We start from the raw sequence: 17,257 nt of genomic DNA, 5'->3' as shown, positions 1-17,257 counted from the left end.
TGATCCTAGCTTTCTTTAAACATGCGCGGAACAGCTGGCAGAAGCTGTCTATGCTTATTTATAAACTCCCGAAATGCTTCACGATCTGCCAGATTCGTCAAAGCACCAATACGTGACACCATACAGGCCGCATAAGCATTTGCGAATATTAAATAATCCTGCAATCGCTCATTATCAAGGTCTTGCCAATATACACTGTCATCCGACAAAAGGCAGAAAAGAAAAGCACCGATAAAACTATCGCCAGCCCCAGTTGTATCAAGGGCTTGAACCGGTATTCCCGCAGTCTCTAAGCAAGTACCGTCACGACGATATAAACGGGATCCATGCCTTCCCATGGTATACAGCAAATATTCACAACGTCCGGAAAACAGCATCGGCAGCGCTTCCTCAACCGTATCACATCCGGTGATAAAGGATACCTCGTCATCAGACAATTTCAAAATATCAGCATAGGGAAGAAATTCACGGATGGCATTTTGACATGCTTCCTCATTATCCCAAAGTGATAAACGAAGATTAGGATCAAAGCTAATCCACTTTTTATTTCGGATAGCTAACTCAATCAATTTCTTATGCGCGTATTTCATCGGTGATTCAACCAAGGATACACTGCAAAAGTGCATGATTGAACAGTCATCTAAAACATGTTCATCCACATCCTTGGGGGCATACTGCAAATCCGCAGCCGTACGTCGATAAAACTTGAAATCACGGTTCGCATCCGCACTTAACGATACAAATGCCAATGATGTATCATAGTCAGTGCTTCTTAAAATTTGACTGGTATCAATCCCGCTTTTCTGCATTTGATCAAGTAAATAATCACCAAAAGCATCCTGACCCAGCTTAGTTAAAAGTTTTGCTTGACCGCCAAGCCGACATACTGTTCCTGCAACATTCGCAGGGGCGCCTCCGGCTACCCGCTGAAAACCGGTGACCTCCTTCAGTTTTCCCTGCTGATCCGGAATGAAATCAATCAAAGCTTCCCCAATGGCACATAACGTATTCATGGTTTCTACCGCCCTTCATTTGCATCTTCATTATAACAAAAATCCGACAGTACGAAACCATCAGATTTTTGTTCATGAGGCATGATTATTTTTAAGGGAAAATAGAAACACATATCCTCATATTATATGCAGACAGGCAGTTGACCTGACAGCACCATCTCAAATACAGCTATCAGGCAGCACTTCTTCGGATCCATGATCGTTATAATACTGGGCCTGGGCATTCCATAAGGTCGCATAAACACCATTAGTATCTTTTAATAATGCTTCGTGATTGCCACGCTGCACCAATTCACCTTGATCAAAAACTAGAATATCGTCACAGAAACGGCAGCTGCTCATTCGATGAGAAATATAGATACTGGTTTTATTCTTTACCATTTCATGAAAATGTGAATATATTTCATACTCACTAATCGGATCTAAGGCTGCTGTTGGCTCATCTAAGATCACAAACGGCGCATCCTTATACAAGGCACGGGCAATCGCAAGCTTTTGTGCTTCACCACCTGATATATCAACTCCATCACCCATTTGATGAAACAACAGCGTATGGATTCCATCCCGCAATTTCTCAACTCGTTCTTTCATACCGGCACAATCTAATACATTCCAAACACGTTTTTCATCCGCATCACGGCTGCACGCAATATTTTCATCGATCGGGAAAGAAAACAATGCAAAATCTTGAAAGACAGCCGCGAACAAATTCAGATATTCTTCATAATCATACTTACGAATATCAATTCCATTCAAAGTGATCATGCCCTCACTGACATCATACATTCGGCAAAGCAATTTAATAAAGGTTGTTTTGCCTGCCCCATTGCGTCCTACTACCGCAAAATGATTTTTCATATCCAGTTTAACTGATACGTGTTTTAATACATACATATCACTTCCTGGGTAATGGTAACTTACATCATGAAATTCAATCTCGAATTCATTATCATTGCGTTTTTCCACTGGCAGAGTACCGGTATCCATCTGATTTTCTTTATTGATAAAATCAATATAAAAAGACAAATATGATTGCTTAACGATCAACTGATTCACTGCCTCTGCCATCTTACGTAGACCATCGTTCAACTGTTGGATCGAACCGACATATTGGGTAAAGGAACCAATCGTAATTGCTCCTGCATAAGCCTTTATCACCACGAAGAGATAGGCTAACAAAAGTACAGCATCATTCAAAAACGAAGAAGTCATCAACGATAAACGTTCAAAAGACCACTGTTTACTTAAAAATTGATGTGCTTCCATCGTGAACTTTTTCCATTCTGTATAAATCATGTCCTTCATATGATAAAGACGAATTTCTTTTGCCACTTTTTCATCCGAACACAAGCGATTTGAAAAATAACCCAACTTCTGATTCACATCCACCATCTCATAATACAATTTTAAATTATTCTGATTCACGTATTTTGAAAATCGCATATAGAGGAAAATCAATAGAACCATAATAACCGTAACTATGATCAGCGACCCTTTCGTCGATGTCAGAAAGTCAAATGGCGTACCACGCTGTGATTCCATAAGACACAGATTTACCAGAAATCCAATTGCAAACATAAAGCTGAAGCAGCCGGTAAGCATATTGGATAACTCCAGCAGATACATACCAAAGCCGCCATTGCGGCTAACATTATAATCCGCAGCTTCAAATTCTTCCAAATTCTTTTTATCTTCAAAAGTCGCATAATCCAGAGAGATAGCTTTCAGGCATATTTTACCGTTGCATTTGCGATTGATCGCCATACTAGCGCATTCTTTCTTCTTCATCAAATAACTGTGTAAAATACCAAAGATAAATAACCCGGTGATCATCACCCCTGCCTGCATCATTGCCTGCTTCCAGTCATGCAGTAACAAGGAATCAATGATCATGGCATTTCCAATAATGGTAATAAACGGTTCAACCGCTTGTGAAAAGGATGTGATTATATATAGCGGTATCATTGACCGATCCAGAGAATGAATGAGTTTCAGCAGGTCGAACATCTCTTTTAAGGTTTTATATACCCGCTTCATGCTTCTCCACCTCCTTTTGATAGTAGTGCGCTTGAATCTGATACATTTTCGCATAGTGTCCATGAAATGCCATCAGCTCATCATGCGTGCCCTGCTCCACGATTTTTCCATTCTCCAAAAATAAAATGCGGTCACAGAATCGTGTAGAACTCAAACGATGTGAGATAAAGATCGATATCTTATTTTCACATAATTTAGCATATTCCTGATACAGCTCACTTTCTGCAATCGGATCCAATGCCGAGGTAGGTTCATCCAAGATCAAAATCGGCGCTTCTTTATAAAGTGCCCGAGCCAGCATCAAACGCTGAATTTGACCTCCGGATAAATTAACTCCTTCATGATCGAGAATTTGCGTAAGCACGGTATGAATACCATTTGATAATTGAGACACTTTTTCCCAAAGATTCACCTGTTTTAAACAGCGAATGATTTTTTCTTCATCATATTCATTCATATGAATTTCAGATCGGTCTACCTGATCAAACGCATGACATATTTCCTGCCCTTGGTACATTTCTTTCAACCGTTGCTGTTCCTCATCATTCCACGCACAAGATACATTCTTAGCAATCGAAAAAGGCAGAACATGAACATCCTGAAAAAGGATAGAAATAGCACGAAAATACGCATCCTTATCCATTGTCGTGATATCTATATCATTCACGCTGATTTGTCCGTGTTTAAGCGGATATAAGCCGCACAGCATTTTTGTCAGCGTGGTTTTCCCAGCACCATTCACACCGACCAATGCGAGCTTTTCCCCTGCATGTATTTGCAAAGAGAAATGATCAAAAATAAGATGTTCCGGTTCATAGCCAAAACTTACATCAGAAAAGGTGATCTTATGACAGTCCTGCGGTACCGGCTGCGGCTTCGTATCTGTATCTGAAATTTCTTCTTTGACATAGCTGCGGTACATGGAAATCCCATAGCTGATCTTTTTTAAATACGTATAGCTTTCCACAATTTTGGTGATCCAGTTTCCAAATCCTGCAACAATTCCTATATAAATAATAAACATTGATACGTCCATTACCCCATCTGCAAGCTGCATAATCAAAAACAAATAAGCAAAGCCATCACGCAGGATTGAGGTAAATCGAACGATACTGTCCGCATAGAAATGGTGCTGCATGACATCATCATAAATGGATGATGCTTCCTCAGTATTATGGTGAAGCGCTTTTTGAAACCAGCGAATCAAATGATACATGCGGATATCTTTTGCTTTTTCAGTATTTATGGATTCATTTTTTATATACCAGAAGCGATCGGAATTCTCCCAGAAGGCTTTCATATTCATAAATTCATAATTGATCGCTCTTGCCTGGGCAAAGCAATTGATGATTGATGTAATAAACAACACGGCCAACAGCATTGGATGCAGAGAGCCGGCAATCGCACCATACAGCAGAAAACCGCCGATATTGACAAGCAATGCAATACTATACAGATAAAGACCGATTACTCCGGAATAGTTTCCCATTCCATCTGATCCATACAGCGCGTTCATGACTTCATTCAGCATATCACGCTCCTGGCTGCTTTCCACTTTCAGCAGATCACAGGAAAGCATTTCACGATTCAGTTTCCGCCAATACTGGGTATCGGTAAGAATCGCAGCCATGTTTTCAATCTTTTGGTGGGTGAAGGTACGAATCAGATTCATAATCAATATACCGAAAATCCATAAGGCAATCATGATCAGACTATCCTGTAGATTTCGCTTTTCCTGAAACATACGAACTACTTCAGCAGGAATCAACACCAATAAAAACGGAATCACAATCTGGGTAATGATATCACAAAACAGATATGCATAATAACGTATACCAACCGTTTTCATCTCACGCAGACCATGCATCATATTATTAGGCAGCGAATATTGTTTTCGTGCCGTTTCACGATTTAACAAAACAATCCCTCCTTGTGAAGTCATTATAGCAAGAATTAAAAAAAAGAACCGTTTCAGTACATGAACAGGTGAAAATCGTTCACGAAACGGTCAATTCAGGGGGATCATCAATTCGCTGACAAAAACTCCCGGTTCATTTTTCAGGTTCAGGTATCCGTCATATTTATCTACAGTAAGCTTTACCCGCTTCATACCATGACCGTGATTACCGCGTTTCTCACTAATATAGCGTTTTTGATCTTCCGATATATTTTCATTTGCTGAGTTTGTAACGGAAAGGTAAAACTGCTGATGAACGATATCGGTATAGACACGGATACGGCGCTTATCCGGTGGAATCTGATCACATGCTTCAATCGCGTTATCCATGAGGTTACCGATCATAACACAAATATCAATATCAGAAATACATAAGGATTCCGGAGTCACAGCTTTACAATGAATTTCAATTTGGTGTTCTTTGGCAAGCGATAGTTTTGAATTCAGGATAGCATCCATCATGAGATTACCGCTCTTTACCAGCTGATCAACACTGGATAAATCAGCTTCTAATTCATTCAGATACGATTCCAGCTGCGTATACTGCTTTAACTGCAGATAGGCCTTCATAGTTTGAATATGATTATGGTAGTCATGGCGCCAGCCGCGCATGTTTAAGTACACCGACTTCACTTCTTCGTAGTGGTGAGACATGACTTGATTTTGGAAATCAGCAGTATCTCGATCGAGTGTTTGAACATAAAATTGATACATATTCTCAATGAAAATGATAAAAATATAATGGCAAAGAATCATAAGCTGGGAATGCATATGGTAACTTACTATGTAAAAAACAAGTGTGAACAGAAGGATATTCATTGCCAATATAAAATTTAGCCGCTGTTTCAAGATCAGCATCAATAAATACATCGCGGTGAAAAACAAGATCGGAAATAAGGGTAAGCAGAGTAATGCCGAGCCACCCAAAGTTATAACGAATATGAAAAATTCAAGAATAAGGAAAAGCCGAAAATGTTCATAATTCTCGATATAAAATAGTAAGTAGAGATTTGTCAGCAATAGCAGGATAAACCATCCGATGACCTCAACGTGAAAGCGCCAAGTGATAAGCAGTGTGAAAATCAACAACAGGAGTAATACAATCTTACTGATTTTATCTTTCACAATGGGAAACATCCAATAGGAAATTATCAGTGTCGACATAAGAAAAAATAGCGTAGTAATGATCATTTTGTCGGGCCTCCATGAAAATGGTACTGCATGAAGGCTTCACTGATTTCACGGTACTTCCCTTTGGGAATGGGGATGCGAATTTCATTGATCAAATAGATATCTTTAGAGGTGATTCTTGCGACTGCGTCTAAATTCACAATATCACTTCTGCTGATGCGATAAAATTGCCCTGCACTAAGCTCCTGTTCCATATCTTTTAAACGCTTTTTCAGACGGTAGGATTGTTTATCAGTATAAATTTGAAGATAATGACCGTCACTCTGAATGCATATTATATCGTTTTCGGGCAGCTTGATAATGTCCTTATCAATTTGAAGAAGCAACGCTTTCTCGTTTTTCAAAAGGGAAACTGCCTGAAAGAGACAATCGTTTACTTTTTCATCATCTATCGGTTTTAAAAGATAATTGATTGCGTGGACATGAAAGCCATCATAAATAAAATCGGTATCTCCGGTCACAAAGATAATAGCACTTCTATTACCATTACGGCGCAGCTGTTTGGCAAGCTCCATACCATTCATTCCCTGCATCTGGATATCCAGCAATAAAATATCGATATCCTTTGCTTGTTCATGATGAAAAAGCAGCTGTTCTGCGCTTTCATATTCCATAATTTCATAAGGAATTGATTCTCTTTCAAAAAATTGGGATGTGATCTTTTTCAGTAATGCACGCTGAATGGATTCATCATCACAGATTGCTATTCTCATATGTACCCTCTTTGTCGTTGTAAAGTACTACTATTATAGCATTTCTCGCTGTATTATAAAAAGGAATCATGTGGTAACATGAATCCTATATTAAGAGATAGTTATTACGTGATAGTATAAATAGGATTAAGTTTTTATAAGTTTATAAACATTTATATGCCAGGATATTAACCATTCCTTTTCCTTCATACTTTTTCATTTTATATCGTTTCGGGAAGGCGGCAAGTAAATCGGTTAATTTTAAATAACCGAAGGTCCGCAAATCAAAATCTGGTTTGGTTCGTTTGATATAAGCTCCGGCTGTGCTGACATAAACATATCCTTCATCATCCTGATAGGTTTCATACGCAATGCGTAATAAGCCATGGATTTCATCCAGAGCTTTCGTATCCTGATCGATCGCGTCCGCTTCAACAACAATATCTTTGGTTATTTTTTCTTTATCACCAAGATTCTCCAGGAATATAAATTCATCGCAGGCATTTCGAAACGCTTCCGGCGTTTTCTTTTCTCCAACTCCCATGACAAATACACCGGATTCATGCAGCTTGATTGCGAGCGGTGTATAATCGCTGTCACTCGCGACAATAACGAAGGCATCGTAAATGCCGCTGTGCAGTTAATCAAGAGTGTCAATGACCAATGCCATATCGGTTGCGTTCTTACCGGATATATAATCAAATTGCTGCTCGGCTTTGATCGCTAAGCGCTTCAATTCATCTTCCCAATTTTTAAGAATATCTTTCTTCCAATTACCGTAGGCACGTTTCACAACGATTCGGCCATGGGTTGACACTTCGCGGATGACCGCCTCCATTTTCTTAAGTTGGGTATTATCTGCATCAATGAGTAATACGATTTTGTGTAAATCTTCCATGTTTGTCCTCCTGCGTTGAATATTCGCAGATATATTTATCTTTCTGATGAAGTAATTTATCCTCAAATACATAAATCAATCATTTTATCCATAAATTTTAATTTTTGATATATTAAAATTTAAATTAGATGAATTATCTATACATACATATTATATCTTCATTATAAAAGCAAAATTTTATCATTGCCTATAAAGTTATAGAATTTTCATATTGATTAGATTTCAAATATATTTTGCAAAAGCATTATCTTAAGTATTCCTTGCGTTATCAAAAATAAACAATCAGGATCGTTTAAATTTAATTAACACTATAACAACATAAATAATTAACTATAAAGAAAATGGATTTATATTTCTTTCTGCAATAGACATAGTATTAATCCAATATAGCTCTAAAATTAACTAATTTAATAAATCATTTAGTCTTACTCCACCTTCTGTCTTCCAATCATTTCTTCCATTAGAAGCTCTTCCTAGGATAACAGCAGAAGCTGCCGATGGTGCACTAAACTCGAAATTTTTAGTAAATAAATATCCTGATATAATTCCATCCAGTTCTAGCTTCCTTCGTAACTCATAATATGATTTGGCACCATCAGCAAAAGAAGGCGCCAATGTTTCTGACACTTTTGATCCAGCGACTACGGTGAACCCTCCAGCGCTAATAAATCCTTTTCCATCTGCACTATTACTTTTACAATAAAGATAGGTAGTATTATTAGTAGGTTGAGGCGTGGATATTAAAATATTATAACCCATTGCTTTAACCAATACTTTGATATTATCGATAAACTCCTCCATACTTGCTTTTTGTGATTCTTTAATGACCGTATGCTTATATGTGCTTTTAGTTAAAAGTAAAAAGTTACCACAATCTTCTGCTATTTCCACAAGCCGGTTTTCTAAATATCGTATTAAAGCTTTATTTAAATCTCTGCCTACGAATATTACAGCTGTGTTCCAGTAATATTTTTCTTTACCAGCTTTATAATCTCGAAGATGTTGTAATAATCGTTCATATATATTTTCTGCTTCACCAATATAAACTGAATCTGTCCCATCGTCTCCTTGACAAAACAGAAAATAAATACCTATTCCACGAATATCATCACGATGACACGATATTAAATCAGTACGAGGGATTTTTATACCCTTACCATTCCAATTTGACAACTCAGCCGTGACAATTCCATCAGATGTACCATTAACCCAAAAAAGTTCTATAGCTTTCCCAAAATTCACTTTAACATCTCCATCCCAATTACAATTTTTATTTAATTCAACTATTTATTCCCACTCAATGGTTCCGCACGGCTTCGGTGTTAAATCATAACAAACACGATTCACACCTTTTACTTCCTTTAAAATACGATCTGTAATTTTATGTAATGTCGGCCAATTAATATCTTCAACGGATGCACTCATCGCATCTACCGTATTTACTGCCCGAAGTATTACAGGATATTCAAAACTGCGGGCATTATTCTTTACTCCAACTGATTTGAAATCCGGTACGATTGTGAAATATTGCCATACTTTTTTATCTAATCCAGCATTTGCAAACTCTTCTCTCAAAATCGCATCAGATTCGCGTACTGCCTCCAAACGATCCTTAGTGATAGCACCTAAGCAGCGAACTCCTAAACCCGGACCTGGAAATGGCTGCCGATACACCATGTCATACGGCAAACCTAATTCTACTCCACAAGCGCGCACTTCATCTTTAAATAACTGGCGAAGCGGCTCTACCAATTGAAAGGATAAGTCATCCGGTAAACCACCTACATTATGATGTGATTTTACCACCTTCGCCGTTTTTGTACCGCTTTCCACAATATCCGGATAAATCGTTCCTTGTGCTAAGAAATCAATACCCTCTAATTTTCGTGCTTCTTCTTCAAAAACACGAATAAATTCAGTGCCGATAATTTTGCGTTTCTGTTCTGGGTCAGACACACCTGCTAATTTTCCTAAAAAACGAAAGCTGGCATTAACATACACCAAATTGGCATCCATCTGATTTTTAAAAACTTCAATAACACTTTCAGATTCACCTTTTCTCATTAATCCATGATTCACATGAACACAGACAAGCTGTTTACCAATGGCTTTCAAAAGCAAAGCAGCTACTACGGAGCTATCCACTCCACCAGAAAGTGCTAACAATACTTTACTATCTTTAACTTGATTTCTAATTAATTCAATCTGATCAGCGATAAAATTTTTCATATTCCAGTTCGCTTCCGCCTTACACATATCAAATACGAATGCTTGTAATTGATCTTTAGATGGCCATTCCTGGTATTTTATATCAATAGCAGCTGCTTCATGATCAATTGCCATCATTGGCAAACCTAATTCATAAATTTCTGGTGAAACATCAATATCTTTACCATCAACATGGCGATGTTCACCACCACATAAAACAACACCTTTTACATTTGGTAATTTAGCAAGTTCATTTTTGGTTATATCATGCGGATAAATTTCACTGTATACGCCCAATTCTCTAATCTCTCTTGCCAATTTTGTGTTTTCACTGCTTCCCAAGTCTAAAATTACAATCATATCCTGTTTCATTTTGCGCTCTCCTAATTTTATGTATATGTAAAGTTTACCATAATCTTTGTTAGATATAAATATATAACGTATTGCTTAACCATATGAAAAGGTATCCCATTAGATACCTCAAATTCACTGTTCAAATTGAAAAATAGGAAGATCAGTTGTAATTAACGCAATTTCAAGTTCTTCGGAAACTGCTCGAATTGGGGATAGAATCGCATAATTCAATACACCGCCCCAAAGTAAACCCATTACATTATTTCCGTGTTCCCCCTCATACATAAGGACTGCTGATCCTGAATCGCCAGGTTCCGCAAACGGTACTTCTCCTCTTACCACGATTTGATCTTTTTTATCGATGATTGTAACAAAAACATAATCTATAATACCTATCGTTATACCACTTGTTCGACCTCGTTTCACGACCTTTTCGCCAAGATTATCAATCGTAATGTCATAAACACCCGTTATCTGTCCCAAATCAACGATTGTAAAAGGGTCAGCATTCTCATAGCTGGTCATCTTTGCGATACCGCCGTCAATACGATTGTTATCGATAACTCTTGAAGAGAATGCGATTAGTTCTTCAGGATTATCCGAAATAGGCTGCATGACTGCTTGATTCACTTCCCGTAAACAGTGGGCATTTGTTAAAAGATAAAGATCAGAAGCGGAATCACCTTCTTTTATTGATTGTGCATACATACCTGATGTGCAGATACCGCCATTTACTTCTGTTCGGGGCATATAAATTTCAACCCCACCAGGTACTGGCCGATATTTTTTACCATCTATGTTAGAGGGATTTATCTCATCTTCATCAAATTCTGTCGGAATATAATCAAAAGGAGGAATTTCAACAACATCGGTTGGAATACCTTCAATAAAAGGTGGTATGATTTGATCAGAATCTAAGTATGCCTCCTCTTCTTTTTGTTTTGTGTGTATCACAATAGCTAGTGTATCTGTTTTTACACCGTTAACTTCCTTGTAGCCAATACTTACTGCATGCACATCTTTCAATGCTAATAATTCATCTTCATAAGCATGCTTAACTTCCAGAATTTTATGATGTTGATTTTCATCCATAAGTAACACCTCATTCTATTATATGTGTTACTATGTGAATGGAATAGACTTTTTATCATGCATAAAAAGACATCAATTTGATTTTTTGAAAGGAATTCACTGTCCACTACTCCCACTCGATTTAAAATAAGATTTCATACATGTTTTATTACCAAAATTGAGGTTTTCATGCAAAATATATCATTATTATTCTATTTTTAACTGGCTGTCAAAATTTTTGCACTCAAAGTGTACTCAAAGTCCATGATAATATATCGTATAATTTTGTTTATTATAACAAGATCTAAATGACAGTTAATTAATCAATGAATAATAAAACATAATAGAAAATATCTATTTTCAAACACATAATTAAATGGTTAAATATTGGTTAGAAATGCGAATTTACCTAATATTTAACCAATTATTTAACCAATTATTTAACCAATCAATACGTAAATTTATAGGCCCAGTGTTCACAAGCTTTCATCATTAGAATGATTAATTTGAAATCAAACTATGACATATTTTTCAAATCACTCTTCAATTAAAAAAGATATAGCATAAATCTAAAATTGTTATATCAATACTAGTCCTTTCAAATATTAAAATCATTTTATATTTCATCTAATTTACTATTTATTTCCATTAGATGATATAGATTAGAAGCAACTTTTATTGTTTCATCATCCATCAATGCAACGTCCACACCTTTCAATTCTGGTATCGTTTATGTGTATACAAACTTTTCTATATTTTCACACGAAAATAAATCGATCTCTATATTGTTAGAAAATTTATTGGATGCAGAATTATAAGCCAATTTATTCCTCATTTTTAAATTTTTTTTGTACACTCAAAAAAGTAAAACATTCAAAACTTCGTTGAATAGATGGTATATCAAAATCTAATTCTGATATAATTGAAACCTCTTTATTTAATTCAACTACTTCTGATATACTAAGACGACTAAAATCCTCATTCTCTTTAAACTCTAATTTTGTTAATTGTATATGATCATCATCACTATTATAAGTAGTGGTAATTATTTCATCATATCTAAAATATAGTCTATTTAAATTCAGATTAGAAACTTTAGGAATAAGCTTTTTTGTATTGTTTTTTCGAATTTATTAAATTCAACTAGTCTTCAAATAATGCATATGAAAACATTCATTTTCGCTAAATTATTTTTAGCAAATCTTTCACTCTTCCTCTCTCTGCATTTTCTACATCTTCCATAAAATTTTCTATGAAATTGAAATCGGGCATATATCCTTCTTCAGAAAACTCTTTATTTGGATCTATTATATATTCATTTTCAACCATTTTTACTGGTAATTTTATATTAATTTTTTTGCTGTCTCCAATTCTGCACTGCCTACCATAATTCCATTTATAATTCTCACTAAAATTAATTATAGAAACTATAAATAAGCCTATTTTTCTATTCAAATTAAATGCTCTTGGTCTAAATATATTCACATCACTTGTAGCACAAAAATCCTCAGATTGATAAAAACAAGTACATCCAACTTTTCCAGTAACAATGCAATTCCCTTTAAAATCTGGATCTAGATTTATTCTTTGTTGTATTCCATTATTCATGTTAGAAGCAGACACATAAGGTGTATTCCCCACATCATACTCATCCGAATAATGATATACTCCAGCACTTATTACAAAGAGTTATATTTAAATTTTATATCTAATTTTTGATTATCCGCATAAACACTATACTTTCAAGTATTTTGCAGTATAGAAAATCATTCATTTTACCACGAATTTACCACGATTGAATGAGCCTTGATATGACCATTATAATAACACCCAAAAGACACCATTACACCTAAATGGTGTCTTTTTAAAAGCAGTCAATCCTAAGACTAACTGCTTTGTGTGCATGGATATGAAATTGTCAAACTGGAATTTCTTGCTATTTCCCCAATATACTTGATAAAATAGCCGTTGATAAAATAGCAAGTGTAATCATTTCAATACGGCTTGATACAGCATATCATCCCATTGCTATACCTCGTAACTTCTCATCATCATTACTAATCTTCCATAATGTCTATACTGATTTTATAACAATTCATTATATTCAGGGGCTACAATAATTCCTGCTGAGATATTTGATAGAAATTCACCGTCAATCGTTGCCTGCATACGCAATTCTTCCACTGTAGAAAAAGATTGTTTATCAATATACACTGTCATCAATTCATTTGAAAATGTAATTCTTTTCTCAGTTTTTGCTCTTTTTTTATCATACTTAATTCCCATAAAATGAACATTTCCATTATACTCAAACATTATTTCTGGTCCAGTACTATAACACTTTGCTTCTACGTCTTCAGTAGCCAACGATACAGCTTTTGTTAAAAGATCACACAATTGTGTTCCCGAAATGCTTATCACCTCATGCTTTTTTTCTTTCTTTTTTCTTCCAAATAAAAAACCCATACTCCAACCTTCTTTCACTTCATTAATCAACAACATCAATTGTTTTCCCTATATATTTTAAAAGTAACTCTTTAATTCTATCAAGATTATAATTATATATAATTAAACTTCTAATTTGTCCTTTTCTTCATACCATATTATAACAGTTCCATATATCCGCCACAATAAAAATCAGCATACCCTTTAAATATTTTCTGCATTGAAAATACACACTTTTTCTTTCTTCCTCTTGATTACCCACCACAGAAAAGAAAAAGCCCTGTCAAGAGCTTGCCACCATTGGTGGTGCTTTGCACTCTTTACTGGGCTTTTTATTTGCTGTATTTTTTATGCAAGAGGAAAATCAAAGTCCTCTGTTCCATTTCTCCTTTAGATAATCATCATAGTCCGCCTCATTGAAATCTGATTGTGGGGAAGTGTCGGGAATATTGTTTCTGTTGTCAATATCCGCAAGCTGACGGAATATCCAATCATCATAAGGGTCGTGGTATTTATATTCTTTGGGCTGTTCTCTGTATCGGTCTAAACCTCGCATTTCCTTATGCACTTTCATCATGCGTTCCAATTTCTGACGCTGTATCAACTGCTTGATTTCCATAAGTTCTTCCAACTCCGTAACCTCATTGGTAATGTAGTTATGAATATACTGTATGAGTTTATATTCCATGTAAAATCTACATTCTCTTTCGTCATTGAAAAATTCATTTTCAGACAGATAATCTAAAGAAACATTAAAATCCTGTTCCCGTTTGATAACGTCCATGATATATGGCTCGGTGTGGTCGATATACTTCCATTCTCCCGACAATAATTCATTGGGCGTTACTCCTAGCACGTCCATTATCTTTTCCAACGTATCAAAGGTAGGATAATTCACACCACGTTCAATCTTGGAAAGGCTCTGCATATTGATACCGATTTTGTCCGCAAGCTCCTGTTGTTTCATTTTCCTGTGTTTTCTTATGGTTTGTATGTTCTCTCCTAAGAAACTGATTTTCTTTATATAACCCTCCATAACTTAGTACAACCGCTCCTTTCGTTGCTTTTCTTGGTATTTATAAGCATATCATACTTAATATATGTCCAAAAGTCAATAAAAACTTCTTGACAAGTAATTCTAATGACGTTATTATCGTATCAGATAGAGTGATTAAGCACGCTAGGGTCAATCACAAGCTTGAATAAGCATATAAAATATATATTTTCACTTTGATAGCATGAAAAGGCATGGACTATCAGACTGAAAATCGGGTTTCTGACTGGGGCTGTTCCGTTTAGCCACGAGCCTTACAAGGCTCGTGAGTGTTAAGAACGGATCAGACACAGGAAGAAAGGGAACGCCTTTCGGCGAACGCATAGGGCGTATATGTAACACCGCCCTGCGCATACATGTCATAGTACCTAGAAACTGTGATAAATAAAGGACAAAACACGATTTTTACCCCGCAAAAAAACGGGAAGTACGAAAGGAGTAATGCACTATAACTACACACAAAAATTTATCCGTTAAGATTGATTACATCAGTATTGTATTTGATACTGCAACCGCAGAAGATGTCATCATGCACATTTTAGGTTTACCGACTGACCTTTTCAATGTCTATCCGGCAAGCGTTAAATACAAAACCTATCAAGCACGCTGGCAGATTGGAGATATTTATGTATCGGGGGACGCAAGAAAGACAGAGGATAACCCACAAGGGCTAGGCTGTTATCTTGTTATGACTGGCAGAGGTTGTGATGATATTTTCCGTATTCTCGACAGTAGGAATTATACCTTTGGGGATATGTTCCGACGTTGTGAGCGAAGATACGGACTGGATAATTTCCACTTCACAAGGCTTGATATTGCCATTGATGATAAGAACGAAAAGCCATTCTTTACCATAGAGCAGATAAAGAAGAAATGCGAAAAAGAGGAATTTATCTCGAATAGTGAGGGCTACCACTTTGACGAAAGCAAGTTTGACGATTTCGATACCGCAAAGACAGTTTATATCGGTGCTGGTAAATCGGGATTGTCCTACCGCTTTTATGATAAGGATAAGGAAGTCTGTTCAAAACATAATAAGACACTTGATGAAGTCGGCAGTTGGAAACGGACAGAAATGCAACTGCGTGATGATAAGGCTCATGCTTTTGCCATGACATTCAAAGACAGACCGCTGGAACTGGGAGAACTGGCTTTCGGGCTATTGTCAAACAACCTACGCTTTGTCGTGCCAAACAGAAACGAAAGTAATAAAAGCAGATGGAAAACGTGTCGGTTTTGGGAACGCTTTTTAGGGGCTGTGGAAGTCTTGAAACTGCAAGTACCAAACCAGCAAAATTCCCTTGAGGAAACACAGCAATGGCTTACAGAGGGTGGCGTGATTTCCGCTGTCAAAAGTTTTTACTTCTTAGAAGAACATGACGCATTAGGTGGATTGGAAAAAGTGGGAACTATGCTTGATAAGGCAAGATACAGCAATTCCCTTTCCAGTAAACTAACCGCCCATTTACAGAGGATAAACCGCACCGACCTTATCCCTTATATCCAGTATGACACAAAACATGGGAAAGGGGGTATCTGATGAATAACAACGATATTCCCGTATGGGAAAAATACACCCTTACCATTGAAGAAGCGTCTAAGTATTTCCGTATCGGAGAAAACAAGTTAAGACGATTGGCAGAGGAAAACAAGGACGCTGGCTGGCTCATTATGAATGGCAACCGCATACAGATTAAACGCCGACAGTTTGAACAGGTTATTGATAAATTGGACGCAATCTAATGCAAATGAGCCTTGTATGTGTTATGATGAACACAAGTCATATCAAGGCTCTTTCCAACAAGGAAAGGAGCAGACACCATGAAAGAAAAAAGACGGGATATCAAAGGACGCATCCTGCATACTGGAGAGAGCCAACGAACAGACGGAAAATACTTATATAAATATGTGGACGCATTTGGAAACACAAAATATGTGTATGCTTGGAGATTGACACCCACAGACCCGACACCAAAGGGAAAACGGGAAAAACCCTCACTTCGTGAACTGGAACAGCAGATAAGACGGGATATTGAGGACGGTATCGACAGCACAGGCAAGAAAATGACACTTTGCCAACTCTACGCCAAACAGAACGCACAGAGGGCAAACGTGAAGAAAAGCACAATAAAACAACGGGAACAGCTCATGCGGTTATTGAAAAAGGACAAGTTAGGTGCTAGGAGCATTGATACAATCAAACCCTCTGACGCTAAAGAATGGGCTTTACGCATGAAAGACAAAGGCTTTTCCTATAACACCATTAACAACCATAAACGCTCGTTAAAAGCGTCATTCTATATCGCCATACAAGACGATTGTGTAAGGAAAAACCCT

The 17,257-nt window shown here is 36.7% G+C and carries 15 protein-coding genes and 1 pseudogene; 3 read left to right on the top strand and 13 right to left on the bottom strand.

Annotation, left to right across the window (positions count from 1 at the left end; genetic code table 11):
* Positions 1 to 5: 5 nt before the first annotated feature.
* The 13 genes and pseudogenes from GSF08_RS09960 to GSF08_RS09905 form a co-directional block, all read right to left on the bottom strand.
* Entirely contained in the window at positions 6 to 1,013 is a 1,008-nt protein-coding gene (locus GSF08_RS09960; RefSeq protein WP_160625649.1) for a carbohydrate kinase family protein, read from the bottom strand.
* A 159-nt stretch (positions 1,014 to 1,172) separates the two neighbouring features.
* Positions 1,173 to 3,050 carry an ABC transporter ATP-binding protein gene (locus tag GSF08_RS09955; protein WP_160625648.1) on the bottom strand — a complete coding sequence of 626 codons (1,878 nt, stop codon included), beginning with the start codon at positions 3,048 to 3,050 and terminating at the stop codon, positions 1,173 to 1,175.
* Positions 3,034 to 4,968 carry an ABC transporter ATP-binding protein gene (locus tag GSF08_RS09950; protein ID WP_160625647.1) on the bottom strand — a complete coding sequence of 645 codons (1,935 nt, stop codon included), beginning with the start codon at positions 4,966 to 4,968 and terminating at the stop codon, positions 3,034 to 3,036. Before GSF08_RS09950 ends, GSF08_RS09955 begins: the two co-directional genes overlap by 17 nt.
* Positions 4,969 to 5,058: 90 nt before the next feature.
* Positions 5,059 to 5,721 carry a sensor histidine kinase gene (locus tag GSF08_RS09945; RefSeq protein WP_160625646.1) on the bottom strand — a complete coding sequence of 221 codons (663 nt, stop codon included), beginning with the start codon at positions 5,719 to 5,721 and terminating at the stop codon, positions 5,059 to 5,061.
* Between the two features lie 473 nt (positions 5,722 to 6,194).
* A complete protein-coding gene (locus tag GSF08_RS09940; RefSeq protein ID WP_160625645.1) occupies positions 6,195 to 6,911 on the bottom strand; it encodes a LytR/AlgR family response regulator transcription factor in 717 nt (238 codons plus the stop codon).
* A 142-nt stretch (positions 6,912 to 7,053) separates the two neighbouring features.
* Complete coding sequence (locus GSF08_RS11670; RefSeq protein ID WP_347338001.1) at positions 7,054 to 7,281, bottom strand: OST-HTH/LOTUS domain-containing protein; 228 nt, start codon at positions 7,279 to 7,281, stop codon at positions 7,054 to 7,056.
* Positions 7,282 to 7,377: 96 nt separating this feature from the next.
* Positions 7,378 to 7,788, bottom strand: a pseudogene (locus GSF08_RS11580) (NYN domain-containing protein); the annotation flags it as partial.
* A 402-nt stretch (positions 7,789 to 8,190) separates the two neighbouring features.
* Positions 8,191 to 9,030 carry a DUF4357 domain-containing protein gene (locus GSF08_RS09930; protein WP_160625644.1) on the bottom strand — a complete coding sequence of 280 codons (840 nt, stop codon included), beginning with the start codon at positions 9,028 to 9,030 and terminating at the stop codon, positions 8,191 to 8,193.
* A gap of 45 nt (positions 9,031 to 9,075) precedes the next feature.
* Positions 9,076 to 10,368, bottom strand: coding sequence for a glutamine-hydrolyzing GMP synthase (gene guaA / locus GSF08_RS09925; protein WP_160625643.1), 1,293 nt, complete (start codon positions 10,366 to 10,368; stop codon positions 9,076 to 9,078).
* Positions 10,369 to 10,482: 114 nt separating this feature from the next.
* Positions 10,483 to 11,442 carry a Nal1-like putative serine protease gene (locus GSF08_RS09920; RefSeq protein WP_160625642.1) on the bottom strand — a complete coding sequence of 320 codons (960 nt, stop codon included), beginning with the start codon at positions 11,440 to 11,442 and terminating at the stop codon, positions 10,483 to 10,485.
* A gap of 1,161 nt (positions 11,443 to 12,603) precedes the next feature.
* Positions 12,604 to 13,101: a restriction endonuclease subunit S gene (locus tag GSF08_RS09915; RefSeq protein WP_160625694.1), complete on the bottom strand. Its 498-nt coding sequence runs from the start codon at positions 13,099 to 13,101 to the stop codon at positions 12,604 to 12,606.
* Positions 13,102 to 13,506: 405 nt separating this feature from the next.
* On the bottom strand, positions 13,507 to 13,887 hold the full coding sequence (locus GSF08_RS09910; RefSeq protein ID WP_133301694.1) for a hypothetical protein: 381 nt from the start codon (positions 13,885 to 13,887) through the stop codon (positions 13,507 to 13,509).
* Between the two features lie 343 nt (positions 13,888 to 14,230).
* A complete protein-coding gene (locus GSF08_RS09905) occupies positions 14,231 to 14,902 on the bottom strand; it encodes a helix-turn-helix domain-containing protein (RefSeq protein ID WP_087213576.1) in 672 nt (223 codons plus the stop codon).
* A gap of 496 nt (positions 14,903 to 15,398) precedes the next feature.
* Between GSF08_RS09905 and GSF08_RS09900 the strand changes: the two genes are divergently transcribed.
* The 3 genes from GSF08_RS09900 to GSF08_RS09890 form a co-directional block, all read left to right on the top strand.
* Positions 15,399 to 16,460 carry a replication initiation factor domain-containing protein gene (locus GSF08_RS09900; protein WP_347338000.1) on the top strand — a complete coding sequence of 354 codons (1,062 nt, stop codon included), beginning with the start codon at positions 15,399 to 15,401 and terminating at the stop codon, positions 16,458 to 16,460.
* Entirely contained in the window at positions 16,460 to 16,663 is a 204-nt protein-coding gene (locus GSF08_RS09895) for an excisionase (protein WP_002607397.1), read from the top strand. Before GSF08_RS09900 ends, GSF08_RS09895 begins: the two co-directional genes overlap by 1 nt.
* A 78-nt stretch (positions 16,664 to 16,741) precedes the next feature.
* Positions 16,742 to 17,257 (top strand): site-specific integrase family protein (locus GSF08_RS09890; RefSeq protein ID WP_249806070.1); only part of this gene is annotated, 516 nt, incomplete at its 3' end.

This window comes from Copranaerobaculum intestinale, from assembly GCF_009831105.1.
Lineage (GTDB): Bacteria > Bacillota_I > Bacilli_A > Erysipelotrichales > Erysipelotrichaceae > Copranaerobaculum > Copranaerobaculum intestinale.
This window is presented reverse-complemented; position numbering and strand designations above follow the sequence as displayed.

Coding starts and splice junctions, on each gene's coding strand:
- GSF08_RS09960 (WP_160625649.1), bottom strand. CDS start 1,013: ATGAATACGTTATGTGCCATTGGGGAAGCTTTGATTGATTTCATTCCG.
- GSF08_RS09905 (WP_087213576.1), bottom strand. CDS start 14,902: ATGGAGGGTTATATAAAGAAAATCAGTTTCTTAGGAGAGAACATACAA.
- GSF08_RS09945 (WP_160625646.1), bottom strand. CDS start 5,721: ATGTATCAATTTTATGTTCAAACACTCGATCGAGATACTGCTGATTTC.
- GSF08_RS09955 (WP_160625648.1), bottom strand. CDS start 3,050: ATGAAGCGGGTATATAAAACCTTAAAAGAGATGTTCGACCTGCTGAAA.
- GSF08_RS09920 (WP_160625642.1), bottom strand. CDS start 11,442: ATGGATGAAAATCAACATCATAAAATTCTGGAAGTTAAGCATGCTTAT.
- GSF08_RS09895 (WP_002607397.1), top strand. CDS start 16,460: ATGAATAACAACGATATTCCCGTATGGGAAAAATACACCCTTACCATT.
- GSF08_RS09910 (WP_133301694.1), bottom strand. CDS start 13,887: ATGGGTTTTTTATTTGGAAGAAAAAAGAAAGAAAAAAAGCATGAGGTG.
- GSF08_RS09940 (WP_160625645.1), bottom strand. CDS start 6,911: ATGAGAATAGCAATCTGTGATGATGAATCCATTCAGCGTGCATTACTG.
- guaA (WP_160625643.1), bottom strand. CDS start 10,368: ATGAAACAGGATATGATTGTAATTTTAGACTTGGGAAGCAGTGAAAAC.